Annotated in this window: 15 protein-coding genes; 8 read left to right on the top strand and 7 right to left on the bottom strand. The window is 67.2% G+C overall.

All coding sequences use genetic code 11. The features are described from left to right. Positions 1 to 411: 411 nt before the first annotated feature. Positions 412 to 1,566: a branched-chain amino acid ABC transporter substrate-binding protein gene (locus tag LGM56_RS14155; protein WP_089430007.1), complete on the top strand. Its 1,155-nt coding sequence runs from the start codon at positions 412 to 414 to the stop codon at positions 1,564 to 1,566. An 87-nt stretch (positions 1,567 to 1,653) separates the two neighbouring features. Beyond that, positions 1,654 to 1,956, top strand: coding sequence for a DNA-binding protein (locus tag LGM56_RS14160; RefSeq protein WP_089498979.1), 303 nt, complete (start codon positions 1,654 to 1,656; stop codon positions 1,954 to 1,956). Positions 1,957 to 2,050: 94 nt separating this feature from the next. Here the strand turns inward: LGM56_RS14160 and LGM56_RS14165 are convergent, their stop codons facing one another. Beyond that, complete coding sequence (locus LGM56_RS14165) at positions 2,051 to 5,104, bottom strand: FAD-binding and (Fe-S)-binding domain-containing protein (protein ID WP_226205233.1); 3,054 nt, start codon at positions 5,102 to 5,104, stop codon at positions 2,051 to 2,053. Between the two features lie 153 nt (positions 5,105 to 5,257). Between LGM56_RS14165 and LGM56_RS14170 the strand changes: the two genes are divergently transcribed. After that, the gene (locus LGM56_RS14170) at positions 5,258 to 6,154 is read left to right on the top strand and encodes a LysR substrate-binding domain-containing protein (protein WP_089498981.1); all 897 of its coding nucleotides are present in this window, start codon (positions 5,258 to 5,260) and stop codon (positions 6,152 to 6,154) included. A gap of 22 nt (positions 6,155 to 6,176) precedes the next feature. Here LGM56_RS14170 and LGM56_RS14175 read toward each other — a convergent pair whose 3' ends face one another. Next, complete coding sequence (locus tag LGM56_RS14175) at positions 6,177 to 7,028, bottom strand: LysR substrate-binding domain-containing protein (protein WP_206139231.1); 852 nt, start codon at positions 7,026 to 7,028, stop codon at positions 6,177 to 6,179. A gap of 110 nt (positions 7,029 to 7,138) precedes the next feature. On the opposite strand from LGM56_RS14175, the gene LGM56_RS14180 reads away from it, so the two are divergent. Then, a complete protein-coding gene (locus LGM56_RS14180) occupies positions 7,139 to 7,786 on the top strand; it encodes a LysE family translocator (RefSeq protein ID WP_089498982.1) in 648 nt (215 codons plus the stop codon). A gap of 227 nt (positions 7,787 to 8,013) precedes the next feature. Here the strand turns inward: LGM56_RS14180 and LGM56_RS14185 are convergent, their stop codons facing one another. Continuing rightward, positions 8,014 to 8,796: a sulfite exporter TauE/SafE family protein gene (locus LGM56_RS14185; protein ID WP_226205234.1), complete on the bottom strand. Its 783-nt coding sequence runs from the start codon at positions 8,794 to 8,796 to the stop codon at positions 8,014 to 8,016. A gap of 289 nt (positions 8,797 to 9,085) precedes the next feature. Between LGM56_RS14185 and LGM56_RS14190 the strand changes: the two genes are divergently transcribed. Further along, the gene (locus LGM56_RS14190; protein ID WP_226205235.1) at positions 9,086 to 10,429 is read left to right on the top strand and encodes a PLP-dependent aminotransferase family protein; all 1,344 of its coding nucleotides are present in this window, start codon (positions 9,086 to 9,088) and stop codon (positions 10,427 to 10,429) included. A gap of 131 nt (positions 10,430 to 10,560) precedes the next feature. Here the strand turns inward: LGM56_RS14190 and LGM56_RS14195 are convergent, their stop codons facing one another. The 4 genes from LGM56_RS14195 to msuE form a co-directional block, all read right to left on the bottom strand. Then, positions 10,561 to 12,009 carry an APC family permease gene (locus LGM56_RS14195; protein WP_226205236.1) on the bottom strand — a complete coding sequence of 483 codons (1,449 nt, stop codon included), beginning with the start codon at positions 12,007 to 12,009 and terminating at the stop codon, positions 10,561 to 10,563. 135 nt (positions 12,010 to 12,144) lie between these two features. Next, on the bottom strand, positions 12,145 to 13,380 hold the full coding sequence (locus LGM56_RS14200) for an SfnB family sulfur acquisition oxidoreductase (RefSeq protein WP_226205237.1): 1,236 nt from the start codon (positions 13,378 to 13,380) through the stop codon (positions 12,145 to 12,147). Positions 13,381 to 13,554: 174 nt separating this feature from the next. Then, the gene (gene sfnG / locus LGM56_RS14205) at positions 13,555 to 14,658 is read right to left on the bottom strand and encodes a dimethylsulfone monooxygenase SfnG (protein ID WP_226205238.1); all 1,104 of its coding nucleotides are present in this window, start codon (positions 14,656 to 14,658) and stop codon (positions 13,555 to 13,557) included. Between the two features lie 36 nt (positions 14,659 to 14,694). Next, positions 14,695 to 15,255: an FMN reductase gene (msuE, locus tag LGM56_RS14210; protein ID WP_226205239.1), complete on the bottom strand. Its 561-nt coding sequence runs from the start codon at positions 15,253 to 15,255 to the stop codon at positions 14,695 to 14,697. On the opposite strand from msuE, the gene LGM56_RS14215 reads away from it, so the two are divergent. The 3 genes from LGM56_RS14215 to LGM56_RS14225 all read left to right on the top strand — a co-directional run bounded on the left by LGM56_RS14215 (position 15,239) and on the right by LGM56_RS14225 (position 18,200). Beyond that, positions 15,239 to 15,490 (top strand): hypothetical protein, encoded by a 252-nt coding sequence (locus LGM56_RS14215; protein WP_226205240.1) that lies wholly within the window; start codon positions 15,239 to 15,241, stop codon positions 15,488 to 15,490. The genes msuE and LGM56_RS14215 overlap by 17 nt on opposite strands. A gap of 380 nt (positions 15,491 to 15,870) precedes the next feature. Continuing rightward, entirely contained in the window at positions 15,871 to 17,103 is a 1,233-nt protein-coding gene (locus LGM56_RS14220; protein ID WP_413226774.1) for an acyl-CoA dehydrogenase family protein, read from the top strand. Then, the gene (locus tag LGM56_RS14225; protein WP_226205245.1) at positions 17,100 to 18,200 is read left to right on the top strand and encodes a sigma-54 interaction domain-containing protein; all 1,101 of its coding nucleotides are present in this window, start codon (positions 17,100 to 17,102) and stop codon (positions 18,198 to 18,200) included. Before LGM56_RS14220 ends, LGM56_RS14225 begins: the two co-directional genes overlap by 4 nt. Positions 18,201 to 18,367: the final 167 nt, after the last annotated feature.

The raw sequence follows: 18,367 nt of genomic DNA on the forward strand, positions 1-18,367 counted from the left end.
ACAAATCGACCGAACAGTTCCGGATTGACCGTGCATCAGTGTCCATGGCTTCGTCCCGGCCGCCGGCCGAATAATGGATGCGTTCGTAAGGCCGTCGACAGCGAATCGCAGCCTGTGGCCTGCCGCGGCGCACGATTTCCGGCATCCGGCGCCTTCGAATTTCGGGCGCTGGCCGCACTGCGCCCGCCCCGCTACATGATTCGCTGCAGCGCGCAAAATCGGCTTCATATATATTCATACGAATTGCACCGTTTCAGGCCCCGATTCGCCCGTTCACCCGGGCGGCACGTCGCGGGGCAGGACGCGATGCAGTGAAGCCCATGATGGGTATGGAGACTCGTCCGATCGCCCCGACCTCGCCGTCGGCCGGTCGAGACGTCAATAGAAAGACATTCAAATCGGAGATGGCAGATGGAACGAAGCACTGTCGGCATGCGCTGCAAACCCCTGATCACCGTCGCACTGGCTGCCGCCGCATTCGCGGCCGCGTCGACCGCGATGGCCGACCAGGTCGTCAAGATCGGCAGCGTCGAACCGACGACGGGCGGCATCTCGCACCTCGGCAAGGACAACGAGAACGGTGCGCGCCTCGCGGTCGAGGAAATCAATGCGAAGGGTCTCACGATCGGCGGCAAGAAGATCACGCTGCAACTCGATGCACAGGATGACGCGGCCGACCCGCGCCAGGCCACCCAGGTCGCGCAGAAGCTCGTCGACGACAAGGTCGTCGCCGTCATCGGCCACCTGAACTCGGGCACGTCGATCCCGGCGTCGAAGATCTACAGCGACGCGGGCATCGTGCAGATCTCGCCGTCGGCCACGAACCCGACCTACACGCAGCAAGGCTTCAAGACGACCTACCGCGTCGTCGCGACCGACGCGCAGCAAGGCCCGGCGCTCGCGAGCTACGCGCAGTCGAAGGGCGTGAAGAGCGTCGCGGTGATCGACGATTCGACCGCATACGGCCAGGGCCTCGCGAACGAGTTCGAGAAGAAGGCGAAGGCGCTCGGCCTGAAGGTGCTGTCGCACGACGCGACCAACGACAAGGCGGTCGACTTCCGCGCGATCCTGACGAAGGTCAAGGGCGAGAACCCGGACGCGATCATGTACGGCGGCATGGACGCCACCGGCGGCCCGCTCGCGAAGCAGGCGAAGCAGCTCGGCCTGCGCGCGAAGATCCTGTCCGGCGACGGCGTGTGCACCGACTCGCTGGCCGAGCTGGCCGGCCCGGCGGCCGACAACGTGCTGTGCTCGCAGGCCGGCGCCGCGCTCGAGAAGATGCCGGGCGGCGCGGACTTCCTCGCGAAGTACCAGAAGCGCTTCAACCAGGGCATCAAGTTCGATGCACCGTTCGCGTACGACGCGGTCTACATCGCGGTCGACGCCATGAAGCGCGCGAACTCGACCGATCCGGCGAAGATCCTCGCGGCGATGCCGGCGACGAAGTACGAAGGCGTGATCGGCACGACGACGTTCGATTCGAAGGGCGACCTCACGCACGGGATCATCTCGATCTACGGCTACAAGAGCGGTAAGAAGACCTTCCTCGACCAGGTGAAGATGTAACCCGCGGCGGCGCCGGTGCGACGGGCACGCCACCCGTCGGCGCCGGCGCCGCGCGGGCCGAATTCTGATTCACGGAGACGAAGCATCATGTGCGCAATGGCGTATGCGGAATTTCAACAGGAGTTGAAGAAGGCACAGCTGACGGCGCGCGAATTCGCCCGCCTGATCCGGATGAACGAAAGCTCGATCACGAACTATTCGAGCAAGGGCACAGTCCCGTCCCACCTCGCGGTCATCGCGAAACTGATCGGCACGATGGCCGCGCACGAGATCGATTTCCGGCGCGTGATCCGGCAGATGCGGATCGAACCGAAACGGCCGCGCGGCGGCGGTGCGTTTCCTGCGGCGGAAAAACCGCGTTCCGGAAAGACGGCGAAAGCCGACGCCTGAGCACCGGCATGCGTCGACGACGGCACGAGGCTTGCCGCTCGACGCTGACTCGAAAGTCATCTCACGGGCAACGCGACACGCGACGCCCGACCAATCACCCCACCGCCCGCATGTGATCGAGCAGCGCCTGCAACGGATGGCGCACCTGCTTCGACGACATCCGCTTCACCTGGCTGCGGCACGAATAGCCGGTCGCCAGCGCCTCGCCTTCGTCCTCCGGCCCATCCACGTGTGACGCCCACGACTGCGCGTAGATCGTCTTCGACGTCGCGAGATTGCGCGCCTCGTGCCCGTAGGTACCCGACATCCCGCAGCACCCGGTCGCCTGGACCTTCAAGTGCAGCCCGCGCCGCGCGAATACCTGGGCCCATTGCTTGCCGCTGTCGGGCGCATTGGTCTTCTCGGTGCAGTGCGGCAGCAACCGGTACGACGTGGGCACGCTGCCGACACCGTCGCCAGCTTCCGGCAGCGCCTGCAGCAACCACTCCTGCGGCAGCGCAACCTTCGGCACATCGGTGAGCCCCGTCACCTTCAGGTACTCCTGCCGATACGTGAGCGTCATCGCCGGATCGAGGCCGACCAGCGCGACACCCGAGCGTGCCAGTGCGGCCAGCTGCGTTGCATTGCGGATCGCCGCCTGCTCGAACGCGCGCAGGAAGCCCTGCACGTGCAGCGCCTTGCCGTTCGGTGCAAGCGGCGCGAGCCACACCTGAAAACCCGTACGCGCCGCCAGTTCGATCAGCGTCGCCAGTTGCTCGGTATCGAAATAGCGCGTGAACGTGTCCTGCACGATGACGACGCTGCGTGCGCGCTGCGCGTCGCTCAGCGCGGCGAGCGCCTGCGGATCGGCCGGCTTCACGTGCCATTGACGGATCACGGCCGCGAGATCGAAGCGGCTCAGCAGCGGGCTGTCGACCATGCCGACGTGCCGCTCCAGCAGCGTGCGCACCCATCCCGTCCGCATCAGCCCGTTGTACAGCGCGGGCACCCGCGCCATCCACGGCATCGTGAATTCGAGCGAGCCGATCAGGTAGTCGCGCAGCGGCCGCAGGTAACGCTGGTGATACAGCTCGAGGAAACGCGAGCGAAACTCCGGCACGTTCACCTTCACCGGGCACTGCCCCGCGCACGACTTGCACGCGAGGCACCCGGCCATCGCGTCGTACACCTCGTGCGAGAAATCGGCTTCGCCGTTGCGCGCCGCGCGGCTGTTGCGCCAGCGCGTGGCAAGGCCGCCCAGGAACGGCTGCCGCGCGCGCGCCGCCGCGACGACGTCGACGCCGGCCTGCCCTTGCAGGCGCAACCATTCGCGCATCAGCGACGCACGCCCCTTCGGCGATTGCACGCGTTCGCGCGTCGCCTTCCACGACGGGCACATCGCATCGTCCGGATCGAAGTTGTAGCACGCGCCGTTGCCGTTGCAGTGCATCGCGGTGCCGTAGCTCTGCCATACACGCTCGTCGATCTGCCGGTCGTGGTCGCCGCGCGTCGGCACTTCGTCGATCTTGAGCAGCCGCATCGTGTTCTCCGGCGGCGTCGCGATCTTGCCCGGATTGAACTGGTTGTGCGGATCGAACGCGGCCTTCAGTTGCTGCAGCGACGGATACAGCTCGCCGAAAAACGCCGGCGCATATTCGGAGCGCACGCCCTTGCCGTGCTCGCCCCACAACAGGCCGCCGTGGCGCTGCGTGAGTTCGGCCACCGCATCCGACACGGGCCGCACCAGCGCCGCCTGCTTCGGGTCCTTCATGTCGAGCGCCGGCCGCACGTGCAGCACGCCCGCATCGACGTGCCCGAACATCCCGTATTGCAGCCCGTGGCCGTCGAGCAGCGCGCGGAATTCGGCGATGTACGCGGCAAGGTTTTCGGGCGGCACCGCGGTGTCCTCGACGAACGGCTGCGGGCGCGCCTCGCCCTGCACGTTGCCGAGCAGGCCGACCGCGCGCTTGCGCATCGCATACACGCGCTTCACCGCGTCGTCGCCGGCCGCGAGCGTGTGGCCCAGGCGTTCCACGCTCGTATCGGTGCGCAGATGGTCGACGAATGCGCGCACACGCGCGTCGACGTCGTCCGCATCGTCGCCGCTGAATTCGATCAGGTTGATGCCGAGCGTCGGCCGAGCGTCGTCCTGCGGGAAATACTCGGCCACGCTGCTCCACACGAAATCCTTCATCGCCAGCATCAGCACCTTCGAGTCGACCGTCTCGATCGACAGCGGCTGGTGCGCGAGCAGCGCGCGCGCGTCACGCAGCGCGTCCATGAAGCCCGCGTAGCGCACGTTGACCAGCACCGAAACCTTCGGGATCGGCAGCACGTTGAGCTTCGCCTCGACGACGAAGCCGAGCGAGCCTTCCGCGCCGCACAGCACGCTGTTCAGGTTGAAGCGGCCGTCGGGTTCGCGCAGGTGCGCGAGGTCGTAGCCGGTCAGGCAGCGGTTGAGCTTCGGAAACTTCGCTTCGATCAGCGCCGCCTTGTCGTCGCTGATGCGCCGCGCGGTGCGGTAGACCTTGCCGATGCGGTCCTCGCGCGCGCAGCGGCGCTCGAGCTCGTCGTCCGCGAGTGCTTCGCTGTGCAGCTGCTCGCCGCCCATCAGCACGAAATCGAGCTCGAGCACGTGGTCGCGCGTCTTGCCGTACGTGCAGCTACCCTGCCCGCTCGCGTCGGTGTTGATCATCCCGCCGACGGTCGCGCGGTTCGACGTCGACAGTTCCGGCGCGAAGAACAGCCCGTGCGGCTTCAGCGCCGCATTGAGCTGATCCTTGACGACGCCCGCCTGCACGCGCACCCAGCGCTGCTCGACGTCGATTTCGAGGATCCGGTTCATGTTGCGCGACAGGTCGACCACCACGCCGTCGGTCAGCGACTGCCCGTTGGTGCCCGTGCCGCCACCGCGCGCGGCCACCGCGACGTCGCGATGCGCGGGCTCGGCGAGCAGCCGCGCCAGCAGCCGGACGTCGTCCGCATGCGCGGGGCAGATCACCGCTTGCGGCAGACGCTGGTAGATCGAGTTGTCGGTGGCCTGTACCGTCCGGTTCGCATGGTCCGCGTGGATTTCCCCGGCGAATCCGGCGGCCTGCAGCGCGGCGAGAAAGTCACGGTACGCATGCGCGGGCGGGCTAGCGGGACGGGGCAACGAAGCGATCGACATGGGCTAAAAGCGGCAGTGTGGGTGGAACCGGCCGGTTCGCGTGGCCGAAACATGATTTTTTAGCAAGTTTCCACGCGACCGGGAATTCCAGTATCTTTGGATATTGCACGATAAACAAACGAATTCTGCCCCGGCGAATATTGCATAAAACTCATGAATTACCGTCGCCTCACCCCGTCGATGTCGCTGCTGCTGGTGTTCGAGGCCGCCGCGCGGCATGAAAGCTACACGCGCGCGGCCGAGGAGCTGTCGCTGAGCCAGAGCGCGATCAGCCGCCAGGTTCAGACGCTGGAGGATCAGCTCGGCGTGCCGCTGTTCCGGCGCGAGGGCCGCTCGGTCAAGCTGACCGAGGTCGGGCGCCGCTACTTCAGCGAGCTGAGCGGTGCGCTGGGGCGCATCCGCGGCGCGACGCTGCAGGCGATGTCCCACCAGGCGGGCGCCGGCACGCTGCGGCTCGCGACGCTGCCCACGTTCGGCTCGAAATGGTTGCTGCCGCACCTGCACGATTTCTACGCCGCGCATCCGGGCGTGACCGTGCACCTCCATTCGCGGATCGGCGGCATCGATTTCCTCAACGACGACCTCGATGCGGCCATCACCGTCGGCGCGGGCGACTGGCCGGGCCTGCACGCGCACCGGCTGTACAACGAGTTCCTGATCGCGATCGCGCCGCCGGACACCGGCAGCGGAAGCCGACGCAAGGCCGACGCACGCACGCCGGCGTGGGCCGCGAAGCAGACGCTGCTCGGCGTGACGAGCAACCAGCAGGCGTGGGCGGAGTGGTTCTCGCACTATCGGCTCGACCATCGGCAGATGCGCATCGGCCCGAGCTTCGAGCTCACGTCGCACCTGATCCAGGCGGTGCGGGCCGGGATGGGGATCGGGCTGGTGCCGAAGGTGCTGGTGGAAGACGAGCTGAGCCGCCACGAGCTCGTGTCGATCGGCGACGCGATCACCAGCCAGCGCAGCTACTACCTCGTCTACCCGCCGGGGAACGAGACGCTGCCGTCGCTCGTCGCGTTCCGCGAATGGCTGCTGAAGTCGTGCTGAAACGCGGCCGTCGTCGGGCCGCTCAGGTGCGCCATTCGCCGAGAATCTGCTCGGCCAGGTAGTCGCACGGCGGGCGCGCGGACTGCGCGCTGCGCGCGAGCACGACCTCCATTTCGCCAAGCGGCGGCAGCCCGTGGCTTTCCGACAGCTGCACGAGATGATCGGGAACGCAGCAGCGCGCCAGCGGCGCGACCGCGAGCCCGGCCTCCACCATGCTGAGCAGGCCGAGGTGGCTCGGGCTCTCGTACGACATCCGGTACGGGATCTTCCGCCGGTTCAGCGCCTTGACGGCATGATCGCGCGCTGCGCTGCCGCCGTGCGTGAAAAAAGCCACCGGCAGCGGCCGTTCTTCCCACACATTGCGCTTCGGCGACCCGGCCCAGACGAGCGGTTCGAGCCGGATCAGCTCGCCGGTCACGCCCTTGATCCGCGTGAGGCACGCGAGGTCGACCGTGTTGTCCTTCAGCATCGGCACGAGCGCGCTGCTCGGCTGGCCGATCACGCGTATTTCCACGCGCGGATGCATCGCGGCGAACTTGCCGAGCACCTGCGGCAACAGCGACGAAATGTAATCGTCGGGCACGCCGATCGTCACGCGGCCGCGGATCTCCGGGCGCACGACCGACGCCCAGGCCTCGTCGCGCATCGCCAGCATCCGGCGGCCGTATTCGGCGAGCATCGCGCCGTCGTCGGTCGGCGTCACGTTGCGCGTGTCGCGGATGAACAGCGGCTTGCCGAGCGCATCTTCCAGCGCCTTGATCTGCATGCTCACCGCCGACGGCGACCGGTGCACGGCCTGCGCGCCCTGCGCGAACGATCCGGATTCCGCGACGGCCACCACCATCGCGAGCACATCGAGGTCGAGCTTTTTCATCGTCTTCAGAAAAACTGATTAATCGATTCAGTTTATCCCGTTTTACTGTTCTCCTCCACGATCGGACAATGCATCTCGTCAGCCCTCACTCGTTGCAGGAATCTTCAGACATGCATACGTCCGGATCGCTCTACGGATTTCTCGTCATCGGCGGCATGCTCGCGGTCACGCCCGGGCCGAACATGGTCTACGTGATGTCGCGCTCGATCGCGCAGGGACGCACCGCGGGGCTCATCTCGCTCGGCGGCGTGATGATCGGCTACCTGTTCTACATGTTCGGTGCGGCGTTCGGGATCACGACGCTGTTCATGAGCGTGCCCTACGCGGGCAGCGGGCTGGCCGTGGTCGGGGCGGCATACCTGTTGTATCTCGCGTGGCAGGCTGTCAGGCCCGGCGGCCGCTCGCCGTTCGAGGTGCGGGCGTTGCCGAGCGAGCGCCCGCTTCGGCTCCTCGCGATGGGCGCGACGACCAGCGTGCTGAACCCGAAGCTCGCGATGCTGTTCATTTCGCTGCTGCCGCAGTTCATCGACTACGGGAACGGCAGCGTGCTCGGGCAATCGCTGTTTCTCGGTTCGCTGCTGATTACCGCGTTCGCTTGCGCGAACGGGCTGGTGGCGATCTGTTCGAGCCGCATCGCGACGTTCCTGCACGGGCGCCCGACGCTGCTGCTCGCGCAGCGCTGGGCGATGGGGCTCATTCTTGGCGGGCTCGGCGTGCAGATGGTGGTCGATGCGTCGAAGATGGCGGGCATGGCATAGTGCGCCAATCACGCCATCGAGCGTGACGTTGTCGAGCACGTCGTCCCGTGTCAGTCCCTCGGTCCGGCCGTCCAAGACGGCGGCCGTTGCGGCCACGCGCATGAATTGACGCCGCGAGGGCGCCGGCGGACGGATATCGATTGGCACGCATGCTCCTGTTTTCGCGGTTTTTCATCTCAGTACTACTGATTTGTAGCCACCGGAACCAGGACAGCCGCGCGCCGGTTTTACGCGAGATAGCCGGAAACGCCGTCCCAGAGCAGTTTCAACGCGGTCACCGCGAGCAATCCGTAGCAACTCCGGTAAATCAGGCGCTGGTCCAGCCTGCCGTGAAGCCGCCAGCCGCACACCACGCCGGCCGGAATGGCAAGCAGGCACACCGCCATCAACGCCCAGACGTTCGCGGTCGGCTGCACGATCAGCAGCCACGGCACCGCCTTGATCGCATTGCCCACGGTGAAGAACAGGCTCGTCGTTCCCGCGTACATCTCCTTGCTGAGGCCGAGCGGCAGCAGATACATCGCGAGCGGCGGACCGCCCGAGTGCGCGACCATCGTCGTGACGCCCGATGCAAGGCCGGCCGAGACGGCCTTCGGCGACGAACGCGGACGAACCGTCGGTTTCGCGCCGCCCCTCACCCACAGCCCGACGAAGACCAGCGTGACCACCGCCATCAACAACTCGATGGCGCGATGGTCGAGGAAGCGGAAAGCCAGGTAACCGAACCCGATACCGATCACCAGCCCCGGCAGGAGCAACGCGAGGTCGGGCTTCGACCACGTCGACGGCTTCCAGTACCGCAGCGCGAACAGGTCCATCGCGATGAACAACGGGGCGAGCAAGCCGCCGGCCGTCACCGGGTCCATCACGAGTGACAGCAGCGGAATGCCGATGATCGCGAATCCGCCACCGAACGCGCCGCGCATGAACGCGATCACGAACACACCGGCAAACGCGATCAGGATCGTGGCCAGCGTCAATTGCAGGCCCATCGCAGCTGACGTCGCCATCACGACCTCCCTACCGGTTCGATTCGCGGCGTGACGGACAGCCACGGAGCGGGTCGCACCGGCTGCATCGCCGCACGGTGGATCCAGGTTGAACGCGTTGCACGCATGCTGCTTCTCCAATGGGATGCCGGGGAGACGCGGTACACCAACGCACCGTTGGCCGCACGGGCCGCACAAGCATGTCAGCCCCGGTACAATCGACTTGATGAAAGCAGAATGCACCGCCGTTCAACTCAGTGCAATTAAAACATTGACCTCGGTTCAATAATCATTGTTATCGGTGCAATCCATGTCGAATTCCGAGTATCTGCAATTGGCGGACGCGATCGCCGCCCAGATTGCCGACGGCACGCTCAGGCCGGGCGACCGCCTGCCTCCGCAGCGTCATTTCGCTGACCTGCATGCCATCGCCGCATCGACGGCGGGACGGGTCTACGCGGAACTGCTGCGCCGCGGCCTGGTGGTCGGTGAAGTCGGCCGGGGCACTTTCGTGTCGGGCGAGACGCGACGCGGGGCTGCTGCGCCGGGCGAGCCGCGCGGCGTTCGGATCGATCTCGAGTTCAACTACCCGACCGTCCCGGCCCAGACCGCGTTGATCACCAGAAGCCTGCGCGGATTGCACCGACCTGCTGAGCTCGACGCCGCGTTACGCGAAGCGACGAGTACCGGGACCCCGGCCATCCGAAGCGTTGCCGCCGCGTATCTGGCGCAGCATGAATGGGCCCCGTCGCCCGACCAGCTGGTGTTTACCGGCAACGGGCGGCAAAGCATCGCCGCGGCCGTTGCCGCGGTCGTGCCGACCGGCGGGCGCTGTGGCGTGGAAGCACTGACCTACCCGTTCATCAAGGGCATCGCGGCCAAGCTGGGGATCTCGCTGGTGCCGCTGGCGATGGACGAGGACGGCGTTCGGCCCGACGCCGTGCAAAAGGCTCACCGCGAGGCCAGGCTGTCGGCGATCTACGTTCAGCCAGCCATCCAGAATCCGCTGGGCACGACGATGAGCGCCGCTCGCCGCGCCGACCTGCTGCGTGTCGTCGACAAGCTCGACATACCGGTCATCGAAGACAACGTTTACGGCTTTCTCGGCGACGAGCCGCCGCTGGCCGCACTCGCTCCGGATGCCTGCATCGTGATCGACAGCCTGTCCAAGCGGGTCACGCCAGGCCTGACCCTCGGCTTCATCGTGCCGCCGCCGCGGCTGCGCGAAAGCGTGATGGCGTCGGTACGCTCGGGGGGATGGACCGCTTCCGGGTTCGCGTTTGCAGCCGCGCAGCGATTGATGCGCGACGGCACCGTGGCCGAACTCGCGAGATTGAAACGCATCGACGCCAGCGCGCGTCAGGCGCTGGCGATCGAGCGCCTCGCGGGTTTCGATGTCCGGACCAACGGCAAGTGCTATCACCTGTGGCTGACGTTGCCGGCGCACTGGCGTTCGCAAGCCCTCGTCGCAGCCGCGGCCCGGCGCGACATCGGGCTGACGCCGTCGACCACCTTCGCCGTGTCGTCCGGCCATGCGCCGAACGCAGTCCGGCTCGCGCTGGCCGCGCCGAGCATGGATCAGCTCGATGCCGGCCTGCGCACGCTGACCGCGATGCTGAACGGCCGGGAGGACGATTTCGACGCGACCGAGTAAGCAGCGCGCGGATGCGTCGGTATGCACCGCCCCCCTGATTCGGTATCCGGATCAATATCAAGCCGTCACCGCCGACCACCCGCCAGCGGCGCCACGCCGTCACTTCGTCACTTCGTCACTTCGTCACTTCGTCACTTCGTCAGCAGCTCGGCCTCCAGCTCGCGCAGCCGTTCCGGAAACCGGACGCGCAGCACCAGGAACCACCCGAGCCCGATCGCCAGCAAGGCGACGAACACATAAGGCAGCCACGCATAGACGCCCGCCGGCACCGGATACACGCTGCCGGCCAGCGGAATCGCGAGCAGCACGACCGCCACGACGCTGATCGCCACATGCCGCGCACGCAGCCGGCGCTGCCGGCGCAGATAAAGCGGCGCGCCGATCGCCACCAGCACGTACGCAAGCAGCCAGCCGTACGTCGCGATCGAACTGAGATAACCATACGAATCGAGCAGCGCGGTGCCGCGCGCGGTGAACACCAGCGCGGTCACCAGCGCCAGCACCGCGATCAGCGCCACCGCGACGTGCGGCGTCGCATTCCGCTCGTGCGCCTGGCCCGTCGACGCATGCAGCACGCCCTGCCGCCCGAACGCATAGACGATCCGCGCCGCCGCATTGATCGACGAGAAGAACGCCGCGAAGAAACTCAGCGCCACGCCCGCATCGATCAGCACGCCGACCCAGCCGGCCCCGAGCCGATGCGCGAGCACCGCGAGCGGGCCGTCGACCTGATCGAGCGGCGGCGTCTGCCCGTGGAACGCGCTCACCATCCCGTACGCGCCGATCACGAACAGGATCGCCGGCCCGACGACGCTGATCAGCACCGCGCGCGGAATCGCGCGGAACGGGTCACGCGCCTCCGCGCCGAGCACGGTCGCACTCTCGAACCCGGTGAAGCTGAAGAACGCGAGCACCATCCCGAGCTGCAACTGCGTCGGCTTCACGCCTTCCAGCGTCAGTTGCGCGCGATCGACCGGATGCCCGCCGAACGCGATCGTCCCGACCACGACGACGGCGATCAGCAGCAGCGTCGCGAGTTCGACGAACAGCGTGAAGCGCGTGGACAGCCGGATGTCGCGAAACGCGATGTACCACGCGGCGAACGCGGTGACGACCGTGAGCCCGAGCACCGCGCCGAGCGGCGTCGCGCTGCCGAGCAGCCCGGTCTCGCGGCCCAGCACCAGAAACGTGTTGATCGTCCCCTGCAGGATGCCCGCGGCGGCCACCGCATAGGCGATCAGCAGCGACCACCCGCAGATCGCGCCCCAGACCGGCCCGATGCCGGCCGACACGTACGCATACAGCGCGCCCGGCGACGCCGAATCGCGCGCGAACACCGAGATGCTCCACGACGCGAACAACAGCGCGACGATCGCGAACAGGTAGGCCAGCCACGTGCCGTTGCCGGCCGTCGCGAAGACGGCGGGGATCAGCACGCCGATCCCGCCCGACACGCCGACGAGGCCGATCGACTGCGCGATCAGCTCGGGCAGGCTCAGATAGTTGCGCCGAAGGCCGCCTGCCTGCGGCACGGTATGGTGCGCAGGCAATGCCTGCGCGGTGCTTGCTGGATGACTCATCGATTTATCTCGTCAGGAATGAAGCAAGGCCGCGCAGGCCGCCTATACAGTGGTGCTGGCTGCCAATGAGGACAATGCGGCCACCGGGTTTCCTCGCCCATGTTTCGTCGCGGGAAATACGCCGGCACGATCCGGCTAATTCCAGGAATGGCGCGCGGGCTTCACGCCGTTGAGGTAGTAGTTGCCGATCGCGTGATACTTCCAGCGCACCGGGTCGTGCAGCGTATGCACGCGCGCGTTGCGCCAGTGGCGGTCGAAGTTGTATTTCGCGAGCGTCGACTTGCTGCCGCCGAGCTCGAACAGCTTGCTCGCCGCGAGCAGCGACACCTCGGTCGTCGCGATCTTCGCCTCGCCCACCGCGATCGCGGCCTGCGCCACCGTTTCCTCGCTCGGCTCGCGTTTCGCCGCATCGACGAAGCGCCCCGAGCGCGCGAGCAGCGCTTCGGCCGCATGCACGCGGTACGCGATGTCGCCGATCTGCGCGACCGTCAGCGGATCCTCGCTCGCGCGTTCGACGCCGCTGTCGATCCACGGGCGCGCATGCTGCTGCACGAACGCGATCGTGTCCTGCAGCGCGGCGCGCGCAATGCCGAGGTCGATCGCGGCGGTCGTGATCTGCGCGAACGGGCCCGCGAAGGTCGGGCGGTCGTACGAACGCTGCGTGTGGAAGATTTCGAACGGGCTCACGCGCACGTTCTCGACGATCACCGTGCCGCTCGCGGTCGTGCGCTGCCCGAAGCCGCTCCAGTCGTCCACGACCGTCAACCCGGGCGCGCCCTGCCGCACGAACGCGAGCACGGCCTGGTCCGACTCGTCGAGCGCGAGCACCGGAATCCAGTGCGCGAACAGCGTGCCGGTCGAATAGAACTTGCGGCCGTTCAGCACGAACGCGTCGCCGTCGCGGCGCACACGCGTCTGGATATCGAGCACGTTCTTGCCGCCCGCTTCCGAGAACGCGTTCCCATAGCGCGTGCCCTTCAGCACGAGATCGAAGAAGAAGCGCTTCTGCGCGTCGCTGCCTTCGAGGCGGATGTCCTCGATCAGGCAATAGTGGTTCTGCGGGATCTGGCCGAGCGACGGGTCGGCCTGCGAAACGATCGCGATCACTTCCGCGAGCGTCACGTTCGACACCTCGGCGCCGCCGTATTCGCGCGGCACGGTGATGCCCCACAGGCCGCTCGACGAGAACAGCTCGATCTCGTCGAACGGCAGCTTCCGCTCGCGGTCGCGCAACGCGGCGTGCTCGGCCAGTCGTGCCGCGACCTGGTGCGCGACGTCGAGTGCCTCGGCATCCGAGCCGATGACGGGAACAGAAGCGTGTGGGGTGCCCGCTTGGGGTTGCACGTTTTCTTCGGTGAATTCCGTAGACATGTAGATTCCGGTAAAGCGCATGAACCGGCCGGCGGTGCCGCGAAGCGTCCGCCAGCCTCCTGTTTCGATATCCGAAACGTTGAACCTGGATGACCTGCAAGAGCGGTCGATGTCACCCGTTCGATCGGCCCGCGCACGGCATGCGTGAACGCGCGCCGCGCACCGGCCTCCGCGTCACGCGGCAACCGCCTGCTGCTGCGCCTCGAGTTCGCGCACGAGCGGCAGCACGCGCTGGCCGAAGTACTCGACTTCCTCGATGAAATGCAGGAACCCCGCGAGCACGAGGTCGACGCCGATCGCCTTCAGCGCGACGATGCGTTCGGCGATCTGCTGCGGCGTGCCGATCAGGTTCGTACGGAAGCCGTCGTTGTACTGCACGAGATCCTCGAACGTCGACTTCGCCCAGTTGCCCTCGCCTTCGGGCGATGCCTTGCCGGCCTGCTTCACCGCATCGCCGAACGCGTGCACGGCCTCGACGTGCGCGTGCCGGATGATGTCGTCGAGCACGGCCTTCGCCTCTTCCTCGGTATCGCGTGCGATCACGAACGCATTGACGCCGATGCGCACGCGATGGTTGTTCGCCGCCGCCTTCGCGCGGATGTCGTCGATCTGCGCCTTCAGGTTCTCCGGCGTATTGCCGTTCGTGAAGTACCAGTCCGACACGCTCGCCGCGTTGTCGCGCGCCGCCCGCGAGCTGCCGCCCTGGAAGATCTCCGGATGCGGCTTCTGCACCGGCTTCGGGCTCAGCGTGTAGTCGTTGAAGCGGTAGAAATCGCCCTTGAACGTGAAGTTGTCCTGCGTCCAGATGCCCTTCAGCGCCTGGATGAATTCCTTCGAGCGCCGATAGCGTTCGTCGTGCTCGAGCCACGGCTCGCCGATCGCGGTGAATTCGCCCTTGAACCAGCCGCTCACGACGTTGATCGCGATGCGCCCGTTCGAGATGTGGTCGATCGTCGCGAGCTGCTTCGCGACCACGGCCGGATGCCACGGCCCCGGCAGGATCGCGGCGAGCACCTTGAGCTTCGTCGTCGCATGCAGCAGCGCCTGGCTGAACGACACCGACTCGTGCTGATATTCGGCGCCGTAGCCGGCCGTGAAGCGGATCTGGCTCAGCGCGTAGTCGAAGCCGGCCGCCTCGGCCGTGCGCGCGAGCTGCTGGTTGTATTCGAGGCTCCAGTCGGTGCGCTGCTCGATCGTGCTGACGACGAGGCCGCCGCTGACGTTCGGCACCCAGTAGGCGAACTTGACGCCGTCGGCGGAAGAGTCGGGATGGCTCATGAGTGTGTCCTGGTCGGAAAAGAAAACGCAGGCGGCCTACGCGGCCGCGACGGAAAGCGCATGCGGGCGCAGTTGCGGCACCGCGCGATCGACGGCGAGCGCGATACGCGCGCGCAGCGCCGGGTTCGTGATCTGGTACTGGTCGAAATCGCTTTCGGACGCATACACGCCGATCGGCAGCGTGCGGGCCTGGAAGAAGCTGAACAGCGGACGGAGCTGATGGTCGATCACGAGCGCATGACGCTCGCTGCCGCCGGTGGCCGCGAGCAGCACGGGCACGTCGATCAGCGCTTCGTGATGCACGAGGTCGAACAGGTGCTTGAAGAGGCCCGTGTACGACGCGCGATACACGGGGCTCGCGACGACGAGCGCATCGGCCGTCTCGATCGCGCGGATCTGCGCATCGAGGTCGGCCGGCACCTGCGCGCGCGTCAGCGCGCCGGCCAGCCGACTGCCGATCTCGCCGAGTTCGATCAGCCGTGTTTCGATCGGCAGCGCGGCACCGAGCGCCGCGACGATCGCGTCGGTCAGCGCCAGCGTGCGCGACGGCCGTTGCAAGCCGCCCGATATCGCGACCACGTTGATTGCATTGCTCATCGGTTGCATTCCCATTGTCGAGTCGGGTGCCGACGCACCCATCACGTCTTCGGTCAGCAAGGAGCGTGCCATTTCGATGATCGAGACGGAAACCGATCGTCTGCATGACGAAATGCATCGCGATCGACCACCAGTCGCGGCGCCGCCGTTGTTCGCGCCCGTCGATAAGCGTGCCAGCGATGGCATCACAACCATATTCCGCAGCGCGATGAACTCGGGGAAACAACGCTGCTGATGTACTGCTGCGTGATCAGCAGCGCGATGTGCGGCAGGCAGGTTTTTCCGCTTCGACACGGATTCCGGCAGGCGCACGGCATCCATCGGCACGCATTGACGCCCGCTTTTCCCGTTCACGCGCCGGCGCGACGCCTCCCACCGTTGCAGTAGCGCCGGCATGGCTGCCGCATCGTCGCGTTGCGTGCCGCCGATCGCCGTGCCGCGCGACCGTGCCGTGCGCGACTGCGTCCAGCGCAGCAATCCCGCATTGGTTATCAGAAATCGATGTTTCCCGCGTTGCGCGAAACGTTGAACACTCTGCTGATCACGCAGCACCCGGCCAGCAACGCCCGCCGCGGCCTGACCGTTTTCGTGCGGCAACCCGACACATTCATCGCCATGACACCCATTTCCGTATCGCCGCGCGCGGAAGGCCTGCGCGTCGTCGCGCCGCCCCGCGACGAACCGGCGCCCCCTGACGCGTTGCAAATCGCCGAGCGCCTGGCAGCCGGCTTTACACGCACCGCGGCCGAGCGCGACCTGCAGGGCGGCACGCCGAAGGCCGAGCGCGATCAGCTGCGCGACAGCGGCCTGCTCGCGCTGAGCATCCCCGCCGCCTACGGCGGCCTCGGCGCGAGCTGGCGCACGACGCTCGACGTCGTCCGCGTGCTCGCGGCCGCCGACAGTTCGCTCGCGCACGTGTTCGGTTTCCACCACCTGATGCTCGCAACGGTGCGGCTGTTCGGCGCGCCCGCGCAGTGGGAATCGTGGTTCGAACGCACCGCGCGCCAGCAGTGGTTCTGGGGCAATGCGCTGAATCCGCTCGACGCGCGCACGATCAGCCGCTCGCGCGGCGCATGGCATGAATTCAGCGGCCAGAAGAGTTTTTGCTCGGGGGCGCTCGATTCGCAGATGCTGATCGCGTCCGCGCACGATGCGCAGACGCGCGCATTCCTGATCGCGGCAGTGCCGACACAGCGCAGCGGCATCTCGATCGCCGACGACTGGAACAACATCGGCCAGCGCCAGACCGACAGCGGCACGGTCACGTTCGAGAAGGTGCGCGTCGAGGATCACGAACTGCTGACGGATCCCGGCCCGCTGTCGACGCCGTTCGCGTGCCTGCGCCCGCTCGTCGCGCAGCTCGTGCTGACGAACGTGTATCTCGGCATCGCCGAAGCCGCGTTCAACGACGCGCGGCACTACACGCTGCACGAGGCGCGGCCGTGGCCCGGCGCGCAGGTCGCGAGCACCGGCGACGATCCGTACATCCTCGGCCAGTACGGCGAATTCTGGGTCGGGCTCGAAGCCGCGCGCGTGCTCGCCGACCGCGCGGCGGACCGGCTCGACGCCGCATGGTCCCGCGATGCGGCGCTCACCCAGGCGGAGCGCGGCCAGGTCGCGCTCGCCACGGCCGCCGCGAAGGTGTCGGCCGCGCGCACCGGCCTCGATCTCTGCACGCGGATGTTCGACGTCGCCGGCGCCCGCGCGACGCACGGCGCGCTGCGGCTCGACCGACATTGGCGCAACCTGCGCACCCACACGCTCCACGACCCGCTCGCGTACAAGATTCGCGAGATCGGCGAATGGGCGCTCAAGCGAACCTATCCGACGCCGGGCTTCTACTCGTGAATCACACCCCTACCGATGCGTGGCCCGACGCCGCGCCCGTCCTCACGCTGCCCGACCGCCCCGCGCTCGCGACATCCATTCGTGCCCGCGCGCAGGTGTTCGTCGATCCGCGCTCGGTCGCGCTGCTCGAGCGGATTCGCCTGGTCGCGCCGAGCGACGCGAACGTGCTGATCGTCGGCGAGACCGGCACCGGCAAGGAACTGATCGCGCGCCACGTGCATGGCCTCAGCCGCCGCAGCAGCGGGCCGTTCATCGCGGTGAACTGCGGCGCCTTCTCCGAGACGCTCGTCGAGAGCGAACTGTTCGGTCACGAGAAAGGCGCGTTTACCGGCGCGTTCAGCGCGAAGCCCGGCTGGTTCGAGGCCGCGAACGGCGGCACGCTGTTTCTCGACGAGATCGGCGACCTGCCGCTGTCGATGCAGGTCAAGCTGCTGCGCGTGCTGCAGGAGCGCGAAGTCGTGCGGCTCGGTTCGCGCACCGGCGTGCCGATCGACGTGCGCGTGGTTGCCGCGACCAACGTTGATCTGCAGCAGGCCGTCGCGAACGGGCAGTTTCGCGGCGACCTGTTCTACCGGCTCAACGTCGTGCAGCTCGCGGTGCCGACGCTGCGCGAACGCCCGGGCGACATCCTGCCGCTCGCACGCCACTTCTTCGACGACTACCGCAGCCGCCTCGGCTACGGGCCGCGCAGCATCGACCCGCGCGCCGAGCGCCGGCTCGAGGCACACAGCTGGCCGGGCAACATCCGCGAACTCGAGAACGTGATCCATCACGCGTTGCTCGTGAGTCGGAACGACTCGCTGCAGGAGGCCGATCTGCATATCGCGTCGCCGGGTGTGCCGACGGCCGCCTCGAGTACGTCGGCGCCGGAACCCGACCCGGCCACCGGCGCACAAGCCGCGCTCGAACGCGCGCTGCGCGAGCTGTTCGACGAGGATCACGGCAACCTGTTCGAACGCATCGAGGACACCGTGATGCGCGTCGCGTTCGAATTCAGCCACCGCAACCAGATCCAGGCCGCACGGCTGCTCGGCATCAGCCGCAATGTGCTGCGGGCGCGGCTGATTCGCGCGAAGGAAATTGCGGCGGTGAAGTAGCTGCGTATGGGGGCGCACCGCTGCCTCGCTCCGGCGTGATCGCGCAGCGTTCTGTGCATCAACGTTCAAACCTGATGTATCGCGGCCCGAGCCGGAGCTTGAGCAGGCGATCGTACCGTAGCGGTAAACGATCAACTCAACGTCTTTGTCGTCCACAGGTGTCCACC

The sequence above is a fragment of the Burkholderia sp. AU38729 genome (assembly GCF_020419725.1).
Classification (GTDB): domain Bacteria; phylum Pseudomonadota; class Gammaproteobacteria; order Burkholderiales; family Burkholderiaceae; genus Burkholderia.